Source organism: Sphingobium salicis subsp. salicis (assembly GCF_049472635.1).
GTDB lineage: Bacteria > Pseudomonadota > Alphaproteobacteria > Sphingomonadales > Sphingomonadaceae > Sphingobium > Sphingobium yanoikuyae_A.
In genome coordinates this window covers 2607203-2627073 of sequence record NZ_JAYRCS010000001.1, presented here as the reverse complement: position 1 = coordinate 2627073, position 19871 = coordinate 2607203, and the positions used below count along the sequence as shown (strand labels likewise).

The following is a 19871-nucleotide window of genomic DNA, read 5'->3' as shown; positions in this document are numbered from 1 at the left end:
GGGTCAGGTCTTCCGGATCAATCCCCGCCGGGCGAAGGCCGCGTGCAGGATATGGTAGAGCGCATCGACATCATGGTGCAATGGATGCCCGCCCGGCAGCGCGACGGTCTGCACATTGGGCTGGTGCAGCAATGGGCACAGGCTGGCCGCTTCCTCCTGTCCATGGACGCAGAGCAAAGGCGCCCAGTCGAGCTTGCGCGCGGTCGGCAGGGCGTCCGCCTCCGCCATGGCAAAGGTGAATATCTCACCGGGCGAAGCGCGATATTCGACCGTGGCGCCTGGCACGACCAGCGCCACCATGGCGATGGCATGGCGTTGCGCGGGAGGCAGCGCGGCAAGGCCGACATGCGCCATGTCGGCGCCGAAGGACTGGCCGATCAGGATGACCGGCGCGGCGGGATCGATGCTGTGGGCCTGAGCCAGGGCCTGGCTGATCAGGGTAGTGGCTTCGGCAGAGCTGCGGGTCCTGCGAAAATAGGTCAGCGAATTGACGCCGACGGTCGGCATGCCGTCTCGCGTCAGGCGTGCCATGATCCCCGGCCCCATGCCGACATTCATGCCCATGTCGCCCGACAGGATGATGGCGATCGGCGTGCCATGGCCCGGCCGATAGCCCTGTGGGCGGGAGAGGGAAAAGGGATCGCCACCCAGATAGCCGAGCCATTGGAAGGTCGCTGCCAGCAGAGCGAGGATCAGGACGGGCAGGATATACCGGATGCTCTTGCTGCCGCGCGCCATCATGCCGTCTCCGCGATCGACCCGAGCGCCCGGCACGTCGGGAGGAGACCGACGTGCCGGGCTGTGAGCGGTCGGAACAAGACCCACGCGTTCCGACCGTTCGGCCAGCTGGTCCAAGCTGGCCTGTTTCGTGCCACCCAAGGGGGAGGGGAGGTGGCACGACCGATATGGTCCATGACGGCCTGCGGTAGCGTGGCTGGAAGATGAACTTTTGGAGAGGCGGTCGATCAGATGCGACGGGCGACTGCGCCGGCGGCCCAGCCCATGCCGACGGCCAGGGCGATGGCGGTCAGGCCATAGAGGAAAGACCAGCGTTCGGCCGCGACGGCCATGAACTGTTCGAAGCCCGATTTGCGAACATGGATGTCGCGCACCGCCGCTGCCACGACGCGGCCGTCCTGCACCAGGAAGGTTTCGGCGGTATAGTCGCCCACGATCACACGGGCCGACAGCGGCAGGCGGGCGCGATAGAGTACGCCGTCGCTGATCTCCACCGTGCCGGGGCGTTCGACGAACAGGCCGTTGCGCTGGCGCAGATCGACCAGGCCAGCCTGAAACCGGTCCAGTTCGGCACTATCGTTGAGCGAGGAGGGGGAGAGTTGCAGCTTGTCGACGCCCAGTTCGTAGATTGCGGCGGTGCGCTCATCGACGATCTGGGCGATCGGCCGGGAGGAGGCCATGGCGTAGAAGCTGGGCGCAGAGCGAAAGCGGGCGCGGTCGGCATTGACCCAGATGCCGGCGACCTTCTGCTTCTCGCGCATGGTGATCGACTGTTCGGGGCCCTTCAGCACGACGACGATGTCCGCCGGCTTGTCCGGACGCCGACCGTCGGGATAGACGATGGCGCCGAACAGCAGCAGGTCCGCGCCGGTGAAGCTGTACTGGATCTCGACCTCGCGCTGCGACACATCGGGCACCAGTTGCGGTTCGTCCGCGGCACTCAGCATCAGGGCCAGGGCTGTCAGGATGAGGCGGGATATCCTCATTTCACGTCGATCGTGAAGATTTCGTCGGGCCGCCAGCCCAGCCCCAGCGCCATGCGCGCGGCGACCAGCAGCACGATCGCGGCGAGCAGGATGCGCAGATATTCCGGGCGGATCGTCATCGACAGCCGGGTGCCGACCTGCGCGCCGGTGACGCTGCCGATCAGCAGCAGCATGGCCAGCACCAGATCGACCGCCTTGGTCGTCATCGCATGCATCATGGTCGTCGCCATGGTGACGAACAGGATCTGAAACAGCGACGTGCCGACCACCGACTGGGTGTTCATGCCGAGCAGATAGAGCATCGCCGGCACCAGGATGAAGCCGCCACCCACGCCCAGCAACATGGTCAGGATGCCGGTCGCCATGCCCAGCAGCAGCGGCGCCAGTGGCGAGATGTAAAGGCCCGAGCGATAGAAGCGCCAGCGCATCGGCAGTGCGGCGACCAGCGGATGGTGGCGGCGCTTGCGCGCCGGCATGCGCTTGCCGGTCTTGAGCGCGATCAGTGCCTGGATCGACTCCTTCGCCATCAGCGATCCGATGCCGCCCAGCATCAGCACATAGAGGATGCCGATCACCGTATCGATCTGCCCCAGCGACTGGAGCAAGCGGAAGATGAGGACGCCAAGGCCCGCGCCGACCACGCCGCCGGCGATCAGTACGCCGCCCATGCGGAAATCGACGGTGCCGCGCGACATGTGGGTGACGACGCCGGACACGCTGGCGCCGGTCACCTGGCTGGCGGCAGAGGCCGCTGCGACCGTGGGCGGGATGCCATAGAAGATGAGCAGCGGCGTGGTGAGGAAGCCGCCACCCACGCCGAACATGCCCGACAACAGGCCGACGACGCCACCCAGTCCGATGATGACCAGGGCGTTCACCGACAGATTGGCGATGGGCAGGTATAGATCCATGCCCCATCGGGTTAGAGACAAAAGACTCCGAGCGAAAGCGGCGAGATGGCTGGCAGGCTAAAAATCGGCGGCGAGTGTGACCGCCAGGCCGGAAGCCGGTTTGGCTTGACCGGCGACACGTTCACGCCATTCGATCCCGATGCGTGCGGCGATCGCTGGAAGGGGCAGACGAAACTGGATTTCGGGGCCGATATCCAGTCGTTCGACATCGGGTTGCGCACCACCAGACAGGCTGAGGCCAACGCGCAGAGGGCTGCCCTTGATCGGCGCGAGCAGCGAGAATTTTCCGTCGATGAAAAGATCGCGCTTGTGCAGCCCCACCATGCCGGTCTGTGCATAAAGGCTGGCCTCGATCGGTCCGGCAACGGGTCTAGGGCCAAAACCGCCGACGAGCAACAGCGCGAAGGCGTCGCGCGCCTGGGTATCGAGCGCGATCCGTCGTTCGGCGGCAAGGCTGACGGCAATATGGCGTACTGGCTGATAGGACAGGCCGATCGCGGTTTCGGGCGCCTCGGGCGACTGGAGGGCCGTCGTCGCCCGACCATAAGCGGCGAGGCGTCCCGAGGATCGGGGCGTCAGGTCGAAGTCGATCCGTGCCCCGGCCTGCGACCCGCCGAGGCGCCCCACCGTGGCCAGGTCTGCCGATGAACCACCGCCGGAGCGCCAGAGCAGCCAGGCGCTGCCTTGCCAGCGATCATGACCGACGGGCGATATGGTCGATACCGAAATGGCAAGCGGTTCCATGGCTTTGGGCCGGCCTAGGGGAGGTCTTTGTCCGGAGGCGCCAGAGGTCAACGACCATGCAGTCAATAGTGGCGCGATGGCATAAGAGGCCCGGATTGGCTTGAAGGGCGAACTCGCACGGCTGGGTTGCCACTTATTGCCAACCGATATTGTCGTCTCTGCTCTGCGGATGATCGGGATCATGCGCTCCTGACGAGTGGGGGAGCCGATCCGACTGTCTTTGGCCGGGGTTGGCACTGTCGCTGGTAGCGGCGCTGTCGACGCGATCGTGCCGAACAGACGCATGCCGGTCCAGCCGATGCACAGCATGAAAAAGAAGCGCACCGGCCGTCCATCGGCCGATGATCCGATCATGCCTGCTCCTCCATGTCGGGGAAGCGATGTTGCGTCTTGTCCCACACCAGCGGCTTGCCCAGCAGCGACTGGACATAGAGGATCACGGCGCGCCGGGCGGCCAGGATAGCGATCGCGTTGCCGACGAACATGCGCGGCACGGCCGCCAGTCCATGCCGCCAGCCATAGGCATGGCCGGCAAAGACCGCGCGCATCGTGATGCGCCATGCCATGAGCCAGAGATTGAGCGTCAGCAAGCTGTCGATAAGCGGCGTCGACGGGCGCATTTGCGGCGGCAGGAATGGGCGCGCCAGTTCCAATATGCTCCAGAGCAGTAGCGAGGCGTAGGCGGCGACGATGATCAGGGCCGCAAGGGTGGCGCGCCGGTCCCTGATCCGCATCCACCATTCGGCCGGGCCACCCTGCCAGCCCATCCGGTCCCAGCCGGCAAGCGAAATGCCGATGATCCAGCGTGCCTTCTGGCGGATGGCGGCCGGGGCGCTGTCGGGAAAATATTCGCGGGTCGCGACCAGTCGGTCTTGAGCATCACGGATGCGCAGGAAGATGCCCCGGCCGCCCATGTCGGCGATCCGCAACCCTGCCTCATAGTCTTCGGTCAATGATCCCGGATCGAATGGCCCCGCACCGGGGTGGGGGGCGAGAGCGGCCAATATATTTCTTTCAAAGGCGCAGGCGACGCCAGCGGAGGGAATGGATGCGCCAAGAAATTCCCTCACTGTCAGGGACTTGCCATGGGCTTCAGCAAACTCATCGCAATAATGATTAGCGATAGCACGGGAAAACCAGGTGCCGCGACCCGGTAGGGGGAGTACCGGCAACTGCACGAGCGCGAACCGGTCGATCATATGATCGAACAGCCGGATTTCATCGGGATGCACGACGTCTTCGGCATCATGCATGACGATGGCCTTGAACCGGATCCCGCTTCGGCCTTCCTCCGCCAGCATGCTGCGCCAGTTGATGTTCAGGCAATCGGCCTTGGTGGTCGGACCGGGGCGGTCATTCACGCACAATATGATATGCGGTTGATCGATGGCGGCCGATGCGATCGCGTCGATCGTCGCCGGATCATTGGGATAGGCGCCGACGAATATGCGATAATCGGCATCGCCCCAGCAATGTACGGCATGGCGCAGCATCGCGCCGATGACCTCCGCTTCCTGCCAGGCGGGAATGAAGATGGCGATACGGCCGGGCGTCGATGACGGCGGCAATGTCGCCATCGTCATGCGGAGGCGGCGAGGGTGCCGGACCGCCCGCCAGGCTCGGCGGATCAGGAACAGGAGGTCGATCGCCAGATCATCCAGCCCGCCCAATGCAAAGCCGATGACCGCGAACAACAATATCTCATAATGCAGCGCCTGTAGCGCGCCAAAGAGCATGTCCCCCACGATCCCGGATTTCCCCTGTCCCGATCGCCATGCGGCTGGGTGAATTTATGTCATGAGAACAGCGGTCTTCCAAGTGTTTTGGAGAAAATCTGTCAACATTGGCCGGCGGATCTGGGTTGGACCTGAGCGGAAATTTCCCTAAGGGGGAAGAATGGCAATACCGGCAAGCACTTATGGAGAAGAGACGTGACCGAACGGCCCGTGTCCGCCCTCAGGAATTTCCTGAAGGGAGAAGCAGGCAGTGGCGTCTTGCTGATGATTTCGGCTGCAATCGCGATGATCATGGCGAATCTTCCGGGTGCTACCGGCCATGTCTATCATGACATCTTCCATATGGTGACGGGGCCGGTGCTTGCTCCTGCACTTGGCCCCATGACGATCCATTTGTGGGTCAATGACGGATTGATGGCGATCTTCTTCCTGCTCGTGGGGCTGGAGATCAAACGTGAGTTCGTCGATGGCGGCCTGTCCACTTGGGAGAGGCGGCGCCTGCCTTTCATCGCGGCGGGGGCGGGCATGATCGCGCCGGCGCTGGTCTATCTGGCCGTTACGGCTGGGGAACCGGCCCTGGCGCGCGGCTGGGCGATCCCGGCGGCCACCGATATTGCCTTTGCGATCGGGGTTCTGGCGCTGCTGGGATCGCGGGCTCCCGCATCGATCAAGCTGTTCCTGACGGCTGTCGCGATCGTCGACGACATGGGCGCGGTCGCGATCATTGCGCTGGCCTATAGCCAAGGGCTGGATGTCATGGCTTTGGCCGGCGCCTTTGTCGTCCTGCTGGTCATGTTCGGCATGAACCGTGTCGGCGTGCGATCCTTGGCACCTTATCTCATCGGCTTCCTGCTGCTCTGGTATCTGATGCTGCTGTCGGGCGTGCATGCCACGATCGCGGGCGTGCTCGCCGCCATCACCATCCCGGTCAATCGCACGCCGGGTGCGCCGGATGCGGTGGACAGTCCGCTCCATCGCCTGGAACATCTGATCCATCCCTGGAGTGCCTATCTGATCGTACCGCTCTTCGGCTTTGCCAATGCCGGCATCACGCTCAATGGCGAAGCGATCGGCGCTCTGCTCAGCCCCTTGCCGATCGGTGTGGCGCTGGGGCTGCTGCTCGGCAAGCAACTGGGCGTGTTCGGCAGTATCTGGCTGGCGCAGAAGCTAGGCATCGCGGCGCGGCCTTCGGGGGCGAGCTGGGTGCAGATTTACGGCATGGCGCTGCTGTGCGGGATCGGTTTCACCATGAGCCTGTTCATTGGCGCCCTCGCCTTTCCGGGGCAGCCATTGCTGGTCGAGGAGGCCAAGATCGGCATCCTTGGCGGATCCTTGCTGTCCGCGCTGTGCGGTTATGCGGTGCTGCGTTTTGCGCCGACACCGCGATCGGTCGCGCGGGGCGCAGGGTGAGGGGAATCGCGTAGCATTAACCTTCATGCTACTATCGCCTTGCCGTTGCCGCGACTCGCTTCGCGTCAGCGCGCCGACCGCACTTTCGAAAAATACGGGAGGAGGGCGAACCGATGGAGACGGACGTCAACTATCTGCTGCATCGCCAGCAGATGTCGCTGATAAATGCGCAGGCAACAGCATCGCCCGAGGGGCGCGCTGCCTATGAAGGGCTGGCACGCGGTTATATCGATCAGGTCGAAGCCTATCGCAGACGCAATGAGCAGCAGGAGAGGCTGATCATTCCGGCGCATTGATCCTCCGATCGTTGCGCCATCGCGCTATCGACGGGAAATCAGGCGATCGATAACTTCCTGATGCGGGCCATCGGCACCGCATTCGCGCTCCAATATCTTCTTGATCTTTTCCAGTTCGGCTTCGGTCAGATGTTCGATGCCGATGAAGTCGTTGCGCGCAGTCTCGATTGAACGGATCAGTTCGTCGAGCTTGGCCTGGATCGCGGCGCCGTCACGGTTCTGGGCATTCTGAATCAGGAAGACCATCAGGAAGGTGACGATGGTCGTGCCGGTATTGATCACCAGTTGCCAAGTGTCGGAATAATGAAAGAGCGGGCCTGTCACGCCCCAGATCAATACCACGCCGACCGCCAGGATGAAGGCGAGCGGCTGGCCAGTCCAACTGGCGATCCGTGCCGACAGGGCGGAAAATATCCGATCCATGCAAACTCCTTTGGCTGTCCTGCGCATTTAGGCTCTGTTCAGCCATCTGCTGTCATGGCCATGCCCATGGCAACCATATCTTTTCGTGCAACGATCGGCGCGCTCGCCGGCTCCCTTCTGCTGGCCTCCTGCGCCAGCGTTTCCCCCGAATCACGTGTGCGTGCCGGGCTGATCGACGCTGGTTTTTCACCGCGAATGGCCGGCTGCATGGCCGAACGCATGGTCGATCGGCTCAGTTTGGTGCAGTTGCGGCGGCTCCAGTCGATCGCATCGCTCCACAAGTCGCACATGGGCAAGATGAGCATGGATGAACTCCTCTATAAGGTCCGTGCGCTGGAGGATCCGGAGATTTTCCTGGTGACCAGCAAGGCCGCCATTCACTGCTCCTTCTGACGCCGATTTCACAATAAAGCGGGGTCGGGCTTCGCAAGGGTTTTGCAATTTTGCAAAGTCGTTTTGCGAAATGGCTCTGGCCCTGCTTCTTCGCCTGTGCTTAACCCGCCTCAACAGTTTTCCTGTGAACAAAGGACGGGCTAGCCCATGAACATTCACGAATATCAGGCGAAGGAACTGCTCGCCAAGTATGGCGCGCCGATCGCCGCCGGTCACGCTGCCTTCACCGTCGAGGAAGCCGTCGAGGCCGCCAAGAAGCTGCCCGGACCGCTCTATGTCGTGAAGTCGCAGATCCACGCCGGTGGCCGCGGCAAGGGCAAGTTCAAGGAACTGGCCCCCGAAGCCAAGGGCGGCGTCCGCCTCGCCTTCAACCTGGACGAGGTTAAGGCGCACGCCACCGACATGCTCGGCAACACGCTGGTCACCATCCAGACCGGCGAAGCCGGCAAGCAGGTCAACCGCCTGTACATCACCGACGGCGCCGACATCGCCAAGGAATTCTACCTGGCGCTGCTGGTCGATCGTGCCACCAGCCGCATCGCCTTCGTCGTGTCGACCGAAGGCGGCATGGACATTGAAGAGGTCGCCCACTCGACCCCCGAAAAGATCCACAGCTTCTCGGTTGATCCGGCCACCGGCTTCCAGCCGCACCACGGCCGCGCCGTTGCTGCTGCCCTGGGCCTGACCGGTGATCTCGCCAAGCAGGCTTCGAAGGTTGCCGCGTCGCTCTACGCCGCGTTCCTCGACACCGACGCCGAGCAGATCGAAGTCAACCCGTTGGCGCTGACCGAGCAGGGCAACCTCCTCGTCCTCGACGCCAAGGTCGGTTTCGACGGCAACGCCATGTTCCGTCACAAGGACATCGCCGAACTGCGCGACCTGACCGAGGAAGATGCGGCCGAAGTCGAAGCGTCGAAGTACGACCTCGCCTACATCAAGCTGGACGGCAACATCGGCTGCATGGTGAACGGCGCTGGCCTGGCCATGGCGACCATGGACATCATCAAGCTGAACGGCGAATTTCCCGCCAACTTCCTGGACGTGGGTGGCGGCGCCACCACCGAAAAGGTGACCGCAGCGTTCAAGATCATCCTGAAGGACCCGGCCGTTAAGGGCATTCTGGTCAACATCTTCGGCGGCATCATGAAGTGCGACATCATTGCCAATGGCATCGTCGAGGCTGCCAAGGAAGTGAACCTGTCGGTTCCGCTGGTGGTCCGCCTGGAAGGCACCAACGTCCAGCAGGGCAAGGACATTCTGGCCAATTCGGGTCTGCCGATCGTCCCCGCGGACGACTTGGGCGATGCGGCCAAGAAGATCGTGGCAGAAGTGAGGAAGGCGGCCTGAGCCCCCTAATCACCTGAGAAGATACGCCATAGGGCGTGGGTGACCTGGAAACGGGTCGCCCACGTCCGTGTTCGCGTTGGCGGGCGATGGCGTGAAAATGGAGGATGTTGAAATGAAGATCCTTGTGCCCGTGAAGCGGGTTATTGATTACAATGTGAAGCCGCGGGTGAAGGCGGATGGCACGGGTGTGGACCTGGCCAACGTCAAGATGAGCATGAACCCGTTCGACGAGATCGCCGTCGAGGAAGCCATTCGCCTGAAGGAAAAGGGCGCGGCGACCGAGGTCGTGGCGGTATCGATCGGCGTTGCCAAGGCGCAGGAAACGCTGCGCACGGCGTTGGCGATGGGCGCGGACCGCGCCATTCTGATTCAGACCGATGACGAAGTCGAACCGCTGGGCGTCGCCAAGCTGCTCGCCAAGGTGCAGGAAGAGGAAGGCGCTGGCCTGATCATCCTAGGCAAGCAGGCGATCGACGATGACAGCAACCAGACCGGCCAGATGCTCGCCGCGCTGCTGAACCTGCCGCAGGGCACCTTCGCCAGCAAGGTCGAGGTAGAGGGCGACAAGGTCAACGTCACCCGCGAAGTCGATGGCGGCCTGGAGACGGTGAAGCTCTCCACCCCGGCGATCATCACCACCGACCTGCGTCTCAACGAGCCGCGCTATGCGTCGCTGCCGAACATCATGAAGGCCAAGTCCAAGCCGCTCGCGACCAAGACCCCGGCCGACTATGGCGTCGATATCGCCGCCCGTCTGGAGACGCTCAAGGTCTCCGAACCGCCCAAGCGCTCGGCTGGCATCAAAGTTGCCGATGTCGATGAACTGGTGGCCAAGCTCAAGGCTCTGGGAGTTGCAGCATGACGAAGACGCTCGTTTGGGTTGAACATGAGGGCGGCGCCGTCAAGGACGCGACCCTTTCCGCCGTGACCGCTGCAGCCAAGCTGGGTGAAGTCCATCTGCTGGTCGCTGGCCAGGGCGTCGACGGCGTTGCCGCCGAAGCCGCCAAGATCGCCGGCGTGGGCAAGGTCCATGTCGCCGACGACGCGGCCTTTGGCCATGCTCTGGCAGAGAATGTCGCGCCGCTGATCGTCGAACTGATGGGCCATCATGACGCGTTCGTCGCGCCGGCCACCAGCAACGGCAAGAATATCGCGCCGCGCGTCGCTGCCCTGCTGGACGTCATGCAGATCAGCGACATTCTGTCGGTCGAGAGCGAAGATACTTTTACGCGCCCGATCTATGCCGGCAACGCGATTGCGACGGTCAAGTCGAAGGATGCCAAGAAGGTCATCACCGTTCGCGGCACGGCTTTTGAAAAGGCGGCCAAGGAAGGCGGCAATGGCGCGGTGGAAGCCGTGGCCTCGACCGGCGACAAGGGCATCTCCTCCTTCGTCGGCGCCGAGATCGCCAAGCTGGAACGGCCCGAACTGACCAGCGCCAAGATCATCGTGTCGGGTGGCCGCGCGCTGAAGGACGGTCCGACCTTCGAGGAATATATCATGCCGCTGGCCGACAAGCTGGGCGCGGCGGTCGGTGCCTCGCGCGCTGCGGTCGACGCGGGCTATGTCCCCAACGACTATCAGGTCGGCCAGACCGGCAAGATCGTCGCGCCGGAAGTCTATATCGCCGTCGGCATTTCCGGCGCGATCCAGCATCTGGCGGGCATGAAGGACAGCAAGACCATCATCTCCATCAACAAGGACGAGGATGCGCCGATCTTCCAGGTGGCCGACATCGGCCTGGTCGGTGACCTGTTCAAGGTGGTGCCGGAACTGACCGGCAAGCTGTAAGCTGATTTGGCTTGAGTAGGAAAGGGCGTGGGGAGTGATCCCCACGCCCTTTTTCTGTGCGGGCTATTCGCAGTTGATGTCGTTCTTGTCGATGGCCCGGCCGGCAAGGGCGCCGCCGGCACCGCCCAGGATGGTGCCGAGCGTCTTGGAGCCGCCGGGAGCGATGACATTGCCGAGCACGCCGCCGGCAAGGGCGCCGACGATGGTGCCGGTGGTGCCGTCATCCCGCTTGCAATAATAGCGGCCGTCGCGGTCGCGGTAGATCTGGTCATTGTCGCCGAGATGGCGGCGCGGCGGGCGGCGATCCCGGTCGCGGTCACGGCCGCCGGGCGGGCGGTTGTAGCCGCCGGGGCGGTCATAGCCATAGCCGCCGCCATAATTGTCCGAGGCGCAGGCGCCGAGCGGGAGCATGGCAAGGGCGGCAAGCGCGATTATGGGGGTACGCACGGGATAGTCTCCTCTTCTTTTCCCTGTCGGAAGGAGAACCCGCAAGCGGCGCGAAGGTTGCGCCAAGATACTGATCAGAAACGCGAAACCGCCCGCCGCTGCCATCGAGAGGGGAGTGCGGCAGCGAGCGGACGGCATCAACGGCGCGTCGAGGAGGCGCGCCGCCGAGAGGATGGGTGTCAGTGCGCCAGGGGCGAGGCGCCGCTGGCCGTGGCCGGGGTGACGACCGGGGCCGGGCTGTCCTGGATGCGCTGGTCCTCCAGCTTGGCCTTGGCTTCGCTGTAGCGGGCGACGAGGTCGTCCTTGAACTCGGTCAGCTTGCCGTCGTCATAGAGCTTCTTGCCGACATAGCCGGCGATGGCGCCGAAAATCAGGGTGCGGATCATGGGGAACTCCTTGGTTGCCAGTCGGGGAAAAGAACCGGCGTCGGCGGCAAGGGTTCCGAGCGTGATTGCGTCCGCGACGGGCCTTGCTAGTCTTGCGACGGACGGTGGCGGGGGCTGCCGTGACAAGGGGGTGGCAATGTCGGCATTCGATCTGGTGTTCGCGGTGTTCGGACTGCTGCTGGGGTTGGCGATCGCCGAGGTGCTGGGCGGCTTTGCCCGTGCGCTCAAGCTCAAGCGGACCGCCAAGCCGGTGCGGATCGGCTGGCTGACGCCGCTGCTGGGACTGTTCGTGCTGCTGGACCTCACCAGCTTCTGGGGCAGCGCCTATATCATGCGGGACCAGATGGATGCGAGCTATCTGACGCTGGTCGTGGTGCTGGCGATCGTGGGCGTCTATCATCTCGCCGCATCGCTGATCTTTCCCGACGAGCCGGAACAATGGCCCGATTTCGACGACTGGTATGACCGGCAGAAGCGGATGGTGATCGGCGGGCTGCTGCTGGCCAATGTCGCGGTCACGATCGGCCAGGGCGTGCTGGAAGAGGTGAGGCCGGTCGCCGATGCCCCCGCCGGACCGCTCGCCCCCTATGCCGCGCCGATCCTGCTGGGCGGGCTGGTGGGGTTGCTGACCCTGCTGGTCGCGCTGCTGCGGGTGCGGAGCCGGCGCGCGAACATGGCGATGCTGATCGCGGCGAACCTGATCCTGCTGGGCGCCAGCATTGCCGAGGATTATATCTGACCGGGATCGGGCGCCACCGTGTGGCGGCGCCCGGTCCCGATCATTCGCTTATCGGCCGATCCCGGCCATGCGCCTTATTCGGCGTGGGCGATGTTCACCGCGGCCATCTTGCCGCGCTTGTCCTGCTCCAGATCATAGGAGACGCGGTCCTTTTCGCGCAGGGTGGCGAGGCCGGCGCGCTCGACCGCGCTGATGTGGACGAACGCGTCCTGGCCGCCGGTGTCGGGCTCGATGAAGCCATAGCCCTTGTCGGCGTTGAAGAACTTCACGGTTCCGGTGATGCTGCTCATGATATTTCCTTCTTTCAATGCGGCGGGCCCCGTGTGGACTCGCCGGGGGCTAGAGGGGCAGGGAAAGAAGGAGATAGGTGCCGCAAAGCGCCGAAGACCGTCGATTTGCGACTATAGCAGCGCCCTTGTAGGGCATTGCGGGCGTTCTGGCAAATCACTGGCCGTTTCGGCGGGGTCTGCCGGCGCATCCTCCTCTTCCTCCTCGTCTTCCTCTTCCTCGGTCAGCAGCTCGTAACCGGCGGCTTCCAGGACGGCGATTTCCTCGTCACTGCCCGGCGCGAAGCCGAAACGGGCGTCGCGGGCGCGGGTGGCGGCCTCCTCATAGGGGCGGGCCTGCGCGTCCAACTCCGCATGATAGGCGGCATCCTCGGCGGGCGTCAGGGTGCGGCTATAATCGTCGATGTCGTAATATTCCTCGCTCTGTTCGCCGTCGAAGTCGGGCGGTGCGGGGTAATCGGTGCGCAATTGTTCGCGATCCTCATCCCACCAGACGCCGCGCAAACGGGTCGCGGCCTCCTCCGGCGGCAGGCCCGCCAGATGGATATGGGGGCGAAGTTCACACCGTTCATTCCGGTCGGAAAAGGGCGAGATTCCGGGCTGGATTGGCGGGCGTTTCGCGCCGGGCTGGAGCGCCAGCCGGGCGGCGATGAACAGCGCGACCGAGGCGGCGGGAGCGAGGGCGGGTGCGGCCTCCGGTGCGACGGGCTCGGGTGTTTCGGGCTGGTCGCCGTTGAGCAGGCGGGCGTCGGCCATCTGGCGGGCCATATGTGATTGAAGGTGGGTCGCCTCCGGCTCCGGGCCCGTGCGCGGCAGGCCGATCAGTTCGGACTCCCTGTCGGCGTCCTCGGCCGGGCAGATCAGGTCGAGATAGGCGGAAAAATCCTGGGCCACGACGCGGGCGAGCGCGGCGTCCGACCCTTCGGGCGGGCTGTCGGCCATGCGATCGAGCCGCGCGAGCATCGACATGGCGAGGCGATTGTCATGGCGGTGGCGGCGGACTTCGTAATTGTCGGGATCCTTGCGGATGGTTTCCTCGCTGCCCATGATCGCGCGCGACAGGAGATCGTCGGCCAGGCGGGCGCGGGCGATCAGGATCGCGGCGTCCCAGCCCAGCCGAAAGGCCGCGCCGTCATGACGGATGCGCAATGTGTAGGCCGAGCGCGCGGTGATGCGTACCCCTTCGCAGGCGAGCATGATGACGCCGGTGGCGGCGAGTATCTCCAGGAAGCGTCGCTGGCGCGCCGGGCTCCAGCCATCGACCCGCCGCTGCGGATCGGGCGTGGGGACTTTGTCCGGCAGGGGCGGCGTGATCGGCGGAAATGCGCAGGACATGGCAAGGCCCTTTCAGGGAAAGAGGACGCGTTGCCGGAAGGGTAGGCAGAAAGGTGGGGTGTAGGACAGGGGGGATGGGATTTAGGTTTTGTTCTGCTTGCGCTCGATGATGGCCCGCATCATTCGCATGACCTCTTCATGCGGGATACCGGGTTCATTCGACGCCATGCGAGCCTCGACCGTTGCACGGAACCATTGGTCATAGGCGACCGGGTCTTCCGGCCCGCGCAGATGCGGCGGCGGATCGAAATCGGCTTCGGTGAAGGCGTCATCCTCGGGCATCGTCGTATTGTAGCAGGGTGGCGGCCTGTTTGATAGTTTGATGGTCATGAAGCTGGCAGGCTTTCCCAGTGAGTTTATAGGTAAAGTAAATTGTTATCATGGCCGCGTTGTTACCTGACTTCCGCCTATTCACTATGTGCTAGTAATATACCTTATGTTTGGTTTAAGGTAAAATCATGGGGATTTTCTTTCTGATTTTTCTGGCTGTCGTTGCTTTCGGATGGCTGCTGAACATAGAAGAGGTTCGCGAACAACGAAGAAAGTCTGGTGCGGACCCCGATGCCGACGGCATCGTTCAATTCGCGGGCGATGCCGTGGCGGGAGTTGCTAGCTTCGCCCGAAAAATCAATGAGGCCACCGAAGATTGGCATTCCAAGGCTTCCCAATGGCGCGCGGTGCAGGAGGCAAGCAATCCCATTTCTCATGCTGTCAATGTAGAGAAAATCTTGATTAACGCCGCGTTGGATTCAGCAAGATCCGAGTTCGAGATTGCCGAGCAATGCCGCAAAGACCCTTTGTTCGCGGAGATATATGCGAAGAAAAAGGAGCTTTTTGCAGGATCGATATTGGAGAATAGGACGGAGCCGCTGCCTGTCGTGATGCCACCGGATTTCGGTGTCGTGCCGACGCATCCGGTCCCCGAAGTTCGGGATGAAATCGAGAGGAAGTACCGGTCCATCAAGGCTGAACGCGATGAGTTCCTCCAGACTGTCGTTCGGGATATTCGAGGCGGAGGCGGATTTGTAGCCTTATTTTGGGACAAACTCGATGAATTGGGAGGGCGGCACATAGCTGCGCATCTGCGGTTATTGGTTAGCGACAAGCCTGTTTCACCACTGCCCAAGATCAGCGAGAATATTTTTAATTTAATCCATTCGGCTCAAAATACTGGAGATTATTTGCAAGCATCACCGATTGGAGCGAGTGGCTTGCCTACGATTATATCGAAGGGCGAGGATGCTTCTCTCCAGTCCGATCCCGTAAATTCGGCACCGCTCGACCAAAAAATTTTTAGCCGTGAAGAACGGGATCGCAAAGCGCTCGGCGAAATCGAAAAATTATTGTCCATCATTCAGCCGAAGGTTGCGGATTCCGACCGTGAAAAGCCGACGAATATATCGGATTTATTTTTTCGATTAAATCGCGTTGGCGGAATACGTGTGGCTGTGAAACAGAAGCAGATTCCTTACCTCGTACATTTCACACGTGTCGAAAATCTGCCTTCAATCATGCGTCACGGGCTTTGTCCGATCCAGACGATGCAGGAGCAGCAGATTGCTTTTCGCTGGAATGATGAATATCGCTTGGACGGGCATGAAGACGCGATTTCGCTTTCGATCGGCCATCCGAACGAGAAGCTTTTCTATCGCTGGAGACGAAGTGCGCCTGCGCAGTCCTGGGTGGTCCTGCTGATCGAACGATCGATTTTGTGGGAAGTGGATGCGAAATTCTGCCCCCACAATGCCGCTGACAGTCGGATCGTGCGGGAGGGACCGATGTCTTGGCGGGATTTGGCCTCGTTTGAAATGATGTTTACGCCGCAAGAGGGAGAAGCATCGAGAGAGGAGCAATGTTTGCGGGCTTTCGATCCAACGGACGTGCAGGCAGAGGTGCTGGCATTTGGCACTATAGCAGCCGAAAAGATTACCGGCGCCGTCTTCAGTGACTTTCAATCCCTGTCGCGCTGGCGCAATGAACTGGGTGGTCGGCAAATAAGCCATGTTCGCGATGGAACGGGCCTGTTCGGCTTAAGGACCATGGCCAGAAAAAATGGGAAGATTCTATAATGGCTGTCCGTCCGGTATATCTGCCGAACCCCGGAAAAGACGTTCCTGTCCGAACGGAGATGGTGGAGTTCAAATGGCATCCGGGGTTGTCCGTCGCTCAGAAACAGCGATCCATAGCATCTTTGCACGAAGTCGCCCGTTTGGCGGTGGGGGGCACTTCTATCCTAGAGGTTTCAAGCAAGAGCATGAATCCACTCGGCGTTCGGTTGAGCGCCTTCAACCTGGCTTTCACATCCCCGTTCACCGGCAGGCCCCTTAGCGTCGAATGCGCGTTCCAAGGAAGCAAGAAGTTCCAGCAGGGTGGCCCCTATACCGACCTGCTCTCGGTTTCGGCCAGAGAAGCCAAACGGGATCCCCGTTTGCGGGCATCGGGGAATCTCACCACCTTTTCTTTCGATGGTATGGATTGGCCGCTGGAACCGCAGACGCTATTTTACGACTGGTTATATATCAACGCATTGAGAGAAAACTCAGATCTGGCCCAAGCCGTTATGGATTATGGAGCGTTTACCGACATCGAGTTTAATCCGAAGGAATCTATCAACTGCCAAGCCTATTCGGTTGCACTATATGTTTCGCTTGAAAAGCAGGGGCGTCTTGAGAAGGTGACTCGCTCTCCCGAGGCGTTTCAAGAGTTTGCAAACGGTACAAAGGTCAACAACGCTCGTCAGAACGACGAAAGACAAGCCTCATTATTCTAGGAATAAGGGTAATACGGGGCTTTCTGGAGCGGCAATCCGCAAGTCGCGAAGCGCGGATTACTCCGCCGCCACAGCCTCCAACCCCAGCAACGGCGCCAGATAGCGTCCGGTAAAGCTGCGCTTCTCCTTCACCACCTGTTCGGGCGTGCCCTGGGCGACGACTTCGCCACCCTTCACGCCGCCCTCCGGTCCCATGTCGATGATATAATCCGCCGTCTTGATGACATCGAGATTATGTTCGATCACCACGACGCTGTTGCCCTGTTCGACCAGGGCGTGGAGGACTTCCAGCAGCTTGCGGACATCCTCGAAATGCAGGCCGGTGGTGGGTTCGTCCAGGATATAGAGGGTGTTGCCGGTGGCGCGGCGCGACAATTCCTTGGCGAGCTTGACGCGCTGGGCTTCGCCGCCCGACAGGGTGGTGGCCTGCTGGCCGACCTTGATATAGCCAAGGCCCACTTCGGCGAGCATCGCCATCTTGTCGCGGATCGGCGGCACGGCCTTGAAGAACTCCACCGCATCCTCGACCGTCATGTCGAGCACGTCGGCGATGCTCATCCCCTTGAACTTCACCTCCAGCGTCTCGCGATTATAGCGGGCGCCGTGGCAGATGTCGCAGGTGACATAGACGTCGGGGAGGAAGTGCATCTCGATCTTGAGCACGCCGTCGCCCTGACAGGCTTCGCAGCGACCGCCCTTGACGTTGAAGGAGAAGCGGCCCGGCTTGTAGCCGCGCGCCTGGGCCTCGGGCAGGCCCGCGAACCAGTCGCGGATATTGGTGAAGGCGCCGGTATAGGTGGCCGGGTTGGAACGCGGGGTGCGGCCGATCGGCGACTGGTCGATGTCGATCACCTTGTCGCAATTTTCCAGGCCCGTGATCTTGTCATGCGGGCCGGCGACGATGCGGGCACCGTTGAGGGTGCGGGCGCTGGCGGCATAGAGGGTGTCGATGGTGAAGCTGGACTTGCCCGATCCCGACACGCCGGTGATGCAGGTGAAGGTGCTTAAGGGTATCGACGCGGTGACGCCGGTGAGATTGTTGGCGCGGGCATTGTGGACGGTGATCTTCTTGCCCGAGCCCTTGCGGCGCCTGGCCGGGACTTCGATGCGGCGGGTGCCGTTGAGATAGTCCGCGGTCAGGCTGTCCTTGTGCGCCAATAGCTGCGGCAGGGTGCCCTGGGCGACGATGGTGCCGCCATGGACACCGGCGCCCGGCCCCATGTCGACAATATAGTCGGCGGCGCGGATCGCATCCTCGTCATGCTCGACGACGATGACGCTGTTGCCGAGGTCTCTGAGACGTTTCAGGGTGACGAGCAGCCGGTCATTGTCGCGCTGGTGCAGGCCGATCGAGGGTTCGTCGAGGACGTAGAGGACGCCCGAGAGGCCCGAGCCGATCTGGCTGGCGAGGCGGATGCGCTGGCTTTCTCCGCCCGACAATGTGCCGCTGGTGCGGTCGAGGTTCAGATAGTCGAGGCCGACATTGTTGAGGAAGCCGAGGCGCTCGACAATTTCCTTGAGGATGGCGCGGGCGATCTGGTTCTGCTGGTCATTGAGCGCGTCGGGCATCGCGGTGAAGAAGGCGAGCGCGTCCACCACCGAGCGGCGGGTGGAGACGGAGATGTCCTCGCCGGCGATCTTGACCGCGAGTGCCTCGGGCTTCAAGCGGGCGCCGTGGCAGGTCTCGCAGGGCATGGCGGTCTGATATTTGCTCAGTTCCTCGCGCATCCAGGCGCTTTCGGTCTGGAGCAGGCGGCGGTTGAGGTTGCCGATCACGCCCTCGAACGGCTTCTTGACCTCATAGCTCTTCTTGCCGTCGACGAAGCGCAGGGTGACGGGCTTGCCGCCGGTGCCGTGGAGGATGATGAGCTTCACCTCGCCCGGCAGCTCGGCCCAGGGGGTGTCGAGGGAGAAGCCGAATTCCTTGGCGAGGGAGCCCAAGACCTGCATATAATAGGGGCTGGGCGGGTTGGACTTGGCCCAGGGGACGACGGCGCCCTTCTTCAGGGAGAGGGCTTCGTTGGGGACGACCAGTTCGGGGTCGAACTCCTGCCGCTCGCCCAGGCCGTCGCAGGCCGGGCAGGCGCCCATCGGGGCGTTGAAGGAGAAGAGGCGCGGCTCGATCTCGGGAATGGTGAAGCCGCTGACCGGGCAGGCGAATTTCTCGGAAAAGACGATGCGGTTGGCGGGGATGCCGGCATTCTTCATCTTGCCCGCGGACTGGGCTTCATCCTCGCGGCCGGGGACGACGCCCTCGGCCAGGTCGACAAAGGCGAGGCCGTCGGCGAGCTTCAACGCCTGCTCGAAACTGTCGGCGAGGCGGGTGGCCATTTCGGCATTGACCGCCAGGCGATCGACCACGACCTCGATGTCATGCTTGTATTTCTTGTCGAGGGCGGGGGCATCCTCGATCAGGTAAAGCTCGCCGTCGATGCGGACGCGGGTGTAGCCCGCCTTCTGCCACTCGGCCAGTTCCTTCTTATACTCGCCCTTCCGCCCGCGCACGACCGGGGCGAGCAGGTAGAAACGGGTGCCTTCGGGCAGGAGGGCCACGCGGTCGACCATCTGGCTGACGGTCTGGGCGCTGATCGGCTCGCCGGTGGCGGGCGAATAGGGGATGCCGACGCGCGCCCAGAGCAGGCGCATATAGTCGTATATCTCGGTGACCGTGGCGACCGTGGAGCGCGGGTTGCGGCTGGTGGTCTTCTGCTCGATCGAGATGGCGGGGGAGAGGCCCTCGATATGCTCGACATCGGGCTTCTGCATCATCTCCAGGAACTGGCGCGCATAGGCGGAGAGCGACTCCACATAGCGGCGCTGCCCCTCGGCATAGATGGTGTCGAAGGCGAGGCTGGACTTGCCCGAGCCCGACAGGCCGGTGATGACGATCAGGCTGTCGCGGGGCAGATCGACGTCCACGCCCTTGAGGTTATGCTCGCGCGCGCCGCGCACCGAAATATGGGTCAGACTCATGGGGGCGTTGTTCCAGATTTGTTCCGTGGGGGCAAGGGGCGTTGCCCGGTCGGGAGGCAAGATAGGAAGGGGGAGCGGCCAGGGGAAGATGGCCGGGCGTGGACGATGGCGCGCTGCACCGGCCGGAGGGCGTTTCTGGTTCGGCTGCGGGCGCGTCTC

The 19871-nt window shown here is 62.7% G+C and carries 21 protein-coding genes; 9 read left to right on the top strand and 12 right to left on the bottom strand.

The window, feature by feature from the left end:
• Positions 1-3 precede the first annotated feature (3 nt).
• The 5 genes from VHN57_RS12765 to VHN57_RS12745 form a co-directional block, all read right to left on the bottom strand.
• On the bottom strand, positions 4-741 hold the full coding sequence (locus tag VHN57_RS12765; RefSeq protein WP_278986949.1) for an AcvB/VirJ family lysyl-phosphatidylglycerol hydrolase: 738 nt from the start codon (positions 739-741) through the stop codon (positions 4-6).
• Positions 742-965: 224 nt separating this feature from the next.
• Positions 966-1724, bottom strand: a complete 759-nt coding sequence (locus VHN57_RS12760; RefSeq protein WP_423284063.1) for a TIGR02186 family protein — start codon at positions 1722-1724, stop codon at positions 966-968.
• Positions 1721-2635, bottom strand: a complete 915-nt coding sequence (locus VHN57_RS12755; RefSeq protein ID WP_278986944.1) for a sulfite exporter TauE/SafE family protein — start codon at positions 2633-2635, stop codon at positions 1721-1723. Before VHN57_RS12755 ends, VHN57_RS12760 begins: the two co-directional genes overlap by 4 nt.
• Before the next feature lie 57 nt (positions 2636-2692).
• On the bottom strand, positions 2693-3379 hold the full coding sequence (locus VHN57_RS12750) for a hypothetical protein (protein WP_097384054.1): 687 nt from the start codon (positions 3377-3379) through the stop codon (positions 2693-2695).
• Positions 3380-3729: 350 nt separating this feature from the next.
• A complete protein-coding gene (locus tag VHN57_RS12745) occupies positions 3730-5115 on the bottom strand; it encodes a glycosyl transferase family protein (RefSeq protein ID WP_270093684.1) in 1386 nt (461 codons plus the stop codon).
• Between the two features lie 195 nt (positions 5116-5310).
• Here VHN57_RS12745 and nhaA point away from each other — a divergent pair, with 195 nt between their 5' ends.
• Together nhaA and VHN57_RS12735 are read left to right on the top strand one after the other, a co-directional pair.
• Positions 5311-6525, top strand: a complete 1215-nt coding sequence (gene nhaA, locus VHN57_RS12740; protein ID WP_278988700.1) for a Na+/H+ antiporter NhaA — start codon at positions 5311-5313, stop codon at positions 6523-6525.
• 113 nt (positions 6526-6638) lie between these two features.
• On the top strand, positions 6639-6821 hold the full coding sequence (locus VHN57_RS12735) for a hypothetical protein (RefSeq protein WP_010336659.1): 183 nt from the start codon (positions 6639-6641) through the stop codon (positions 6819-6821).
• A gap of 24 nt (positions 6822-6845) precedes the next feature.
• Here the strand turns inward: VHN57_RS12735 and VHN57_RS12730 are convergent, their stop codons facing one another.
• Entirely contained in the window at positions 6846-7244 is a 399-nt protein-coding gene (locus tag VHN57_RS12730; protein WP_010336658.1) for a low affinity iron permease family protein, read from the bottom strand.
• A gap of 66 nt (positions 7245-7310) precedes the next feature.
• Between VHN57_RS12730 and VHN57_RS12725 the strand changes: the two genes are divergently transcribed.
• The 4 genes from VHN57_RS12725 to VHN57_RS12710 all read left to right on the top strand — a co-directional run bounded on the left by VHN57_RS12725 (position 7311) and on the right by VHN57_RS12710 (position 10775).
• Positions 7311-7637 (top strand): hypothetical protein, encoded by a 327-nt coding sequence (locus tag VHN57_RS12725; RefSeq protein WP_278988785.1) that lies wholly within the window; start codon positions 7311-7313, stop codon positions 7635-7637.
• Positions 7638-7784: 147 nt separating this feature from the next.
• Entirely contained in the window at positions 7785-8984 is a 1200-nt protein-coding gene (sucC, locus tag VHN57_RS12720) for an ADP-forming succinate--CoA ligase subunit beta (RefSeq protein WP_004207732.1), read from the top strand.
• Between the two features lie 112 nt (positions 8985-9096).
• Positions 9097-9846 (top strand): electron transfer flavoprotein subunit beta/FixA family protein, encoded by a 750-nt coding sequence (locus VHN57_RS12715; RefSeq protein ID WP_423284059.1) that lies wholly within the window; start codon positions 9097-9099, stop codon positions 9844-9846.
• Complete coding sequence (locus VHN57_RS12710; RefSeq protein WP_423284057.1) at positions 9843-10775, top strand: electron transfer flavoprotein subunit alpha/FixB family protein; 933 nt, start codon at positions 9843-9845, stop codon at positions 10773-10775. The genes VHN57_RS12715 and VHN57_RS12710 overlap by 4 nt, the downstream gene beginning before the upstream one ends.
• A gap of 63 nt (positions 10776-10838) precedes the next feature.
• Here VHN57_RS12710 and VHN57_RS12705 read toward each other — a convergent pair whose 3' ends face one another.
• Together VHN57_RS12705 and VHN57_RS12700 are read right to left on the bottom strand one after the other, a co-directional pair.
• Positions 10839-11222: a glycine zipper 2TM domain-containing protein gene (locus tag VHN57_RS12705; RefSeq protein WP_278988489.1), complete on the bottom strand. Its 384-nt coding sequence runs from the start codon at positions 11220-11222 to the stop codon at positions 10839-10841.
• A 179-nt stretch (positions 11223-11401) separates the two neighbouring features.
• The gene (locus tag VHN57_RS12700; protein WP_037521789.1) at positions 11402-11608 is read right to left on the bottom strand and encodes a hypothetical protein; all 207 of its coding nucleotides are present in this window, start codon (positions 11606-11608) and stop codon (positions 11402-11404) included.
• A 136-nt stretch (positions 11609-11744) separates the two neighbouring features.
• On the opposite strand from VHN57_RS12700, the gene VHN57_RS12695 reads away from it, so the two are divergent.
• Positions 11745-12347 carry a hypothetical protein gene (locus VHN57_RS12695; RefSeq protein ID WP_037491660.1) on the top strand — a complete coding sequence of 201 codons (603 nt, stop codon included), beginning with the start codon at positions 11745-11747 and terminating at the stop codon, positions 12345-12347.
• A 74-nt stretch (positions 12348-12421) separates the two neighbouring features.
• On the opposite strand, the gene VHN57_RS12690 is transcribed toward VHN57_RS12695, so the two are convergent.
• The 3 genes from VHN57_RS12690 to VHN57_RS12680 form a co-directional block, all read right to left on the bottom strand.
• A complete protein-coding gene (locus VHN57_RS12690; RefSeq protein WP_037512246.1) occupies positions 12422-12637 on the bottom strand; it encodes a cold-shock protein in 216 nt (71 codons plus the stop codon).
• A gap of 111 nt (positions 12638-12748) precedes the next feature.
• Positions 12749-13969 (bottom strand): hypothetical protein, encoded by a 1221-nt coding sequence (locus VHN57_RS12685; RefSeq protein WP_423284054.1) that lies wholly within the window; start codon positions 13967-13969, stop codon positions 12749-12751.
• Between the two features lie 81 nt (positions 13970-14050).
• Positions 14051-14299 (bottom strand): antitoxin PaaA2 family protein, encoded by a 249-nt coding sequence (locus VHN57_RS12680; protein ID WP_423284052.1) that lies wholly within the window; start codon positions 14297-14299, stop codon positions 14051-14053.
• 128 nt (positions 14300-14427) lie between these two features.
• Between VHN57_RS12680 and VHN57_RS12675 the strand changes: the two genes are divergently transcribed.
• Complete coding sequence (locus VHN57_RS12675) at positions 14428-16038, top strand: DarT ssDNA thymidine ADP-ribosyltransferase family protein (RefSeq protein WP_423284050.1); 1611 nt, start codon at positions 14428-14430, stop codon at positions 16036-16038.
• A complete protein-coding gene (locus VHN57_RS12670) occupies positions 16038-16739 on the top strand; it encodes a DarT1-associated NADAR antitoxin family protein (protein WP_423284048.1) in 702 nt (233 codons plus the stop codon). The genes VHN57_RS12675 and VHN57_RS12670 overlap by 1 nt, the downstream gene beginning before the upstream one ends.
• 57 nt (positions 16740-16796) lie before the next feature.
• On the opposite strand, the gene uvrA is transcribed toward VHN57_RS12670, so the two are convergent.
• The gene (gene uvrA / locus VHN57_RS12665) at positions 16797-19712 is read right to left on the bottom strand and encodes an excinuclease ABC subunit UvrA (RefSeq protein WP_423284046.1); all 2916 of its coding nucleotides are present in this window, start codon (positions 19710-19712) and stop codon (positions 16797-16799) included.
• Positions 19713-19871 lie beyond the last annotated feature (159 nt).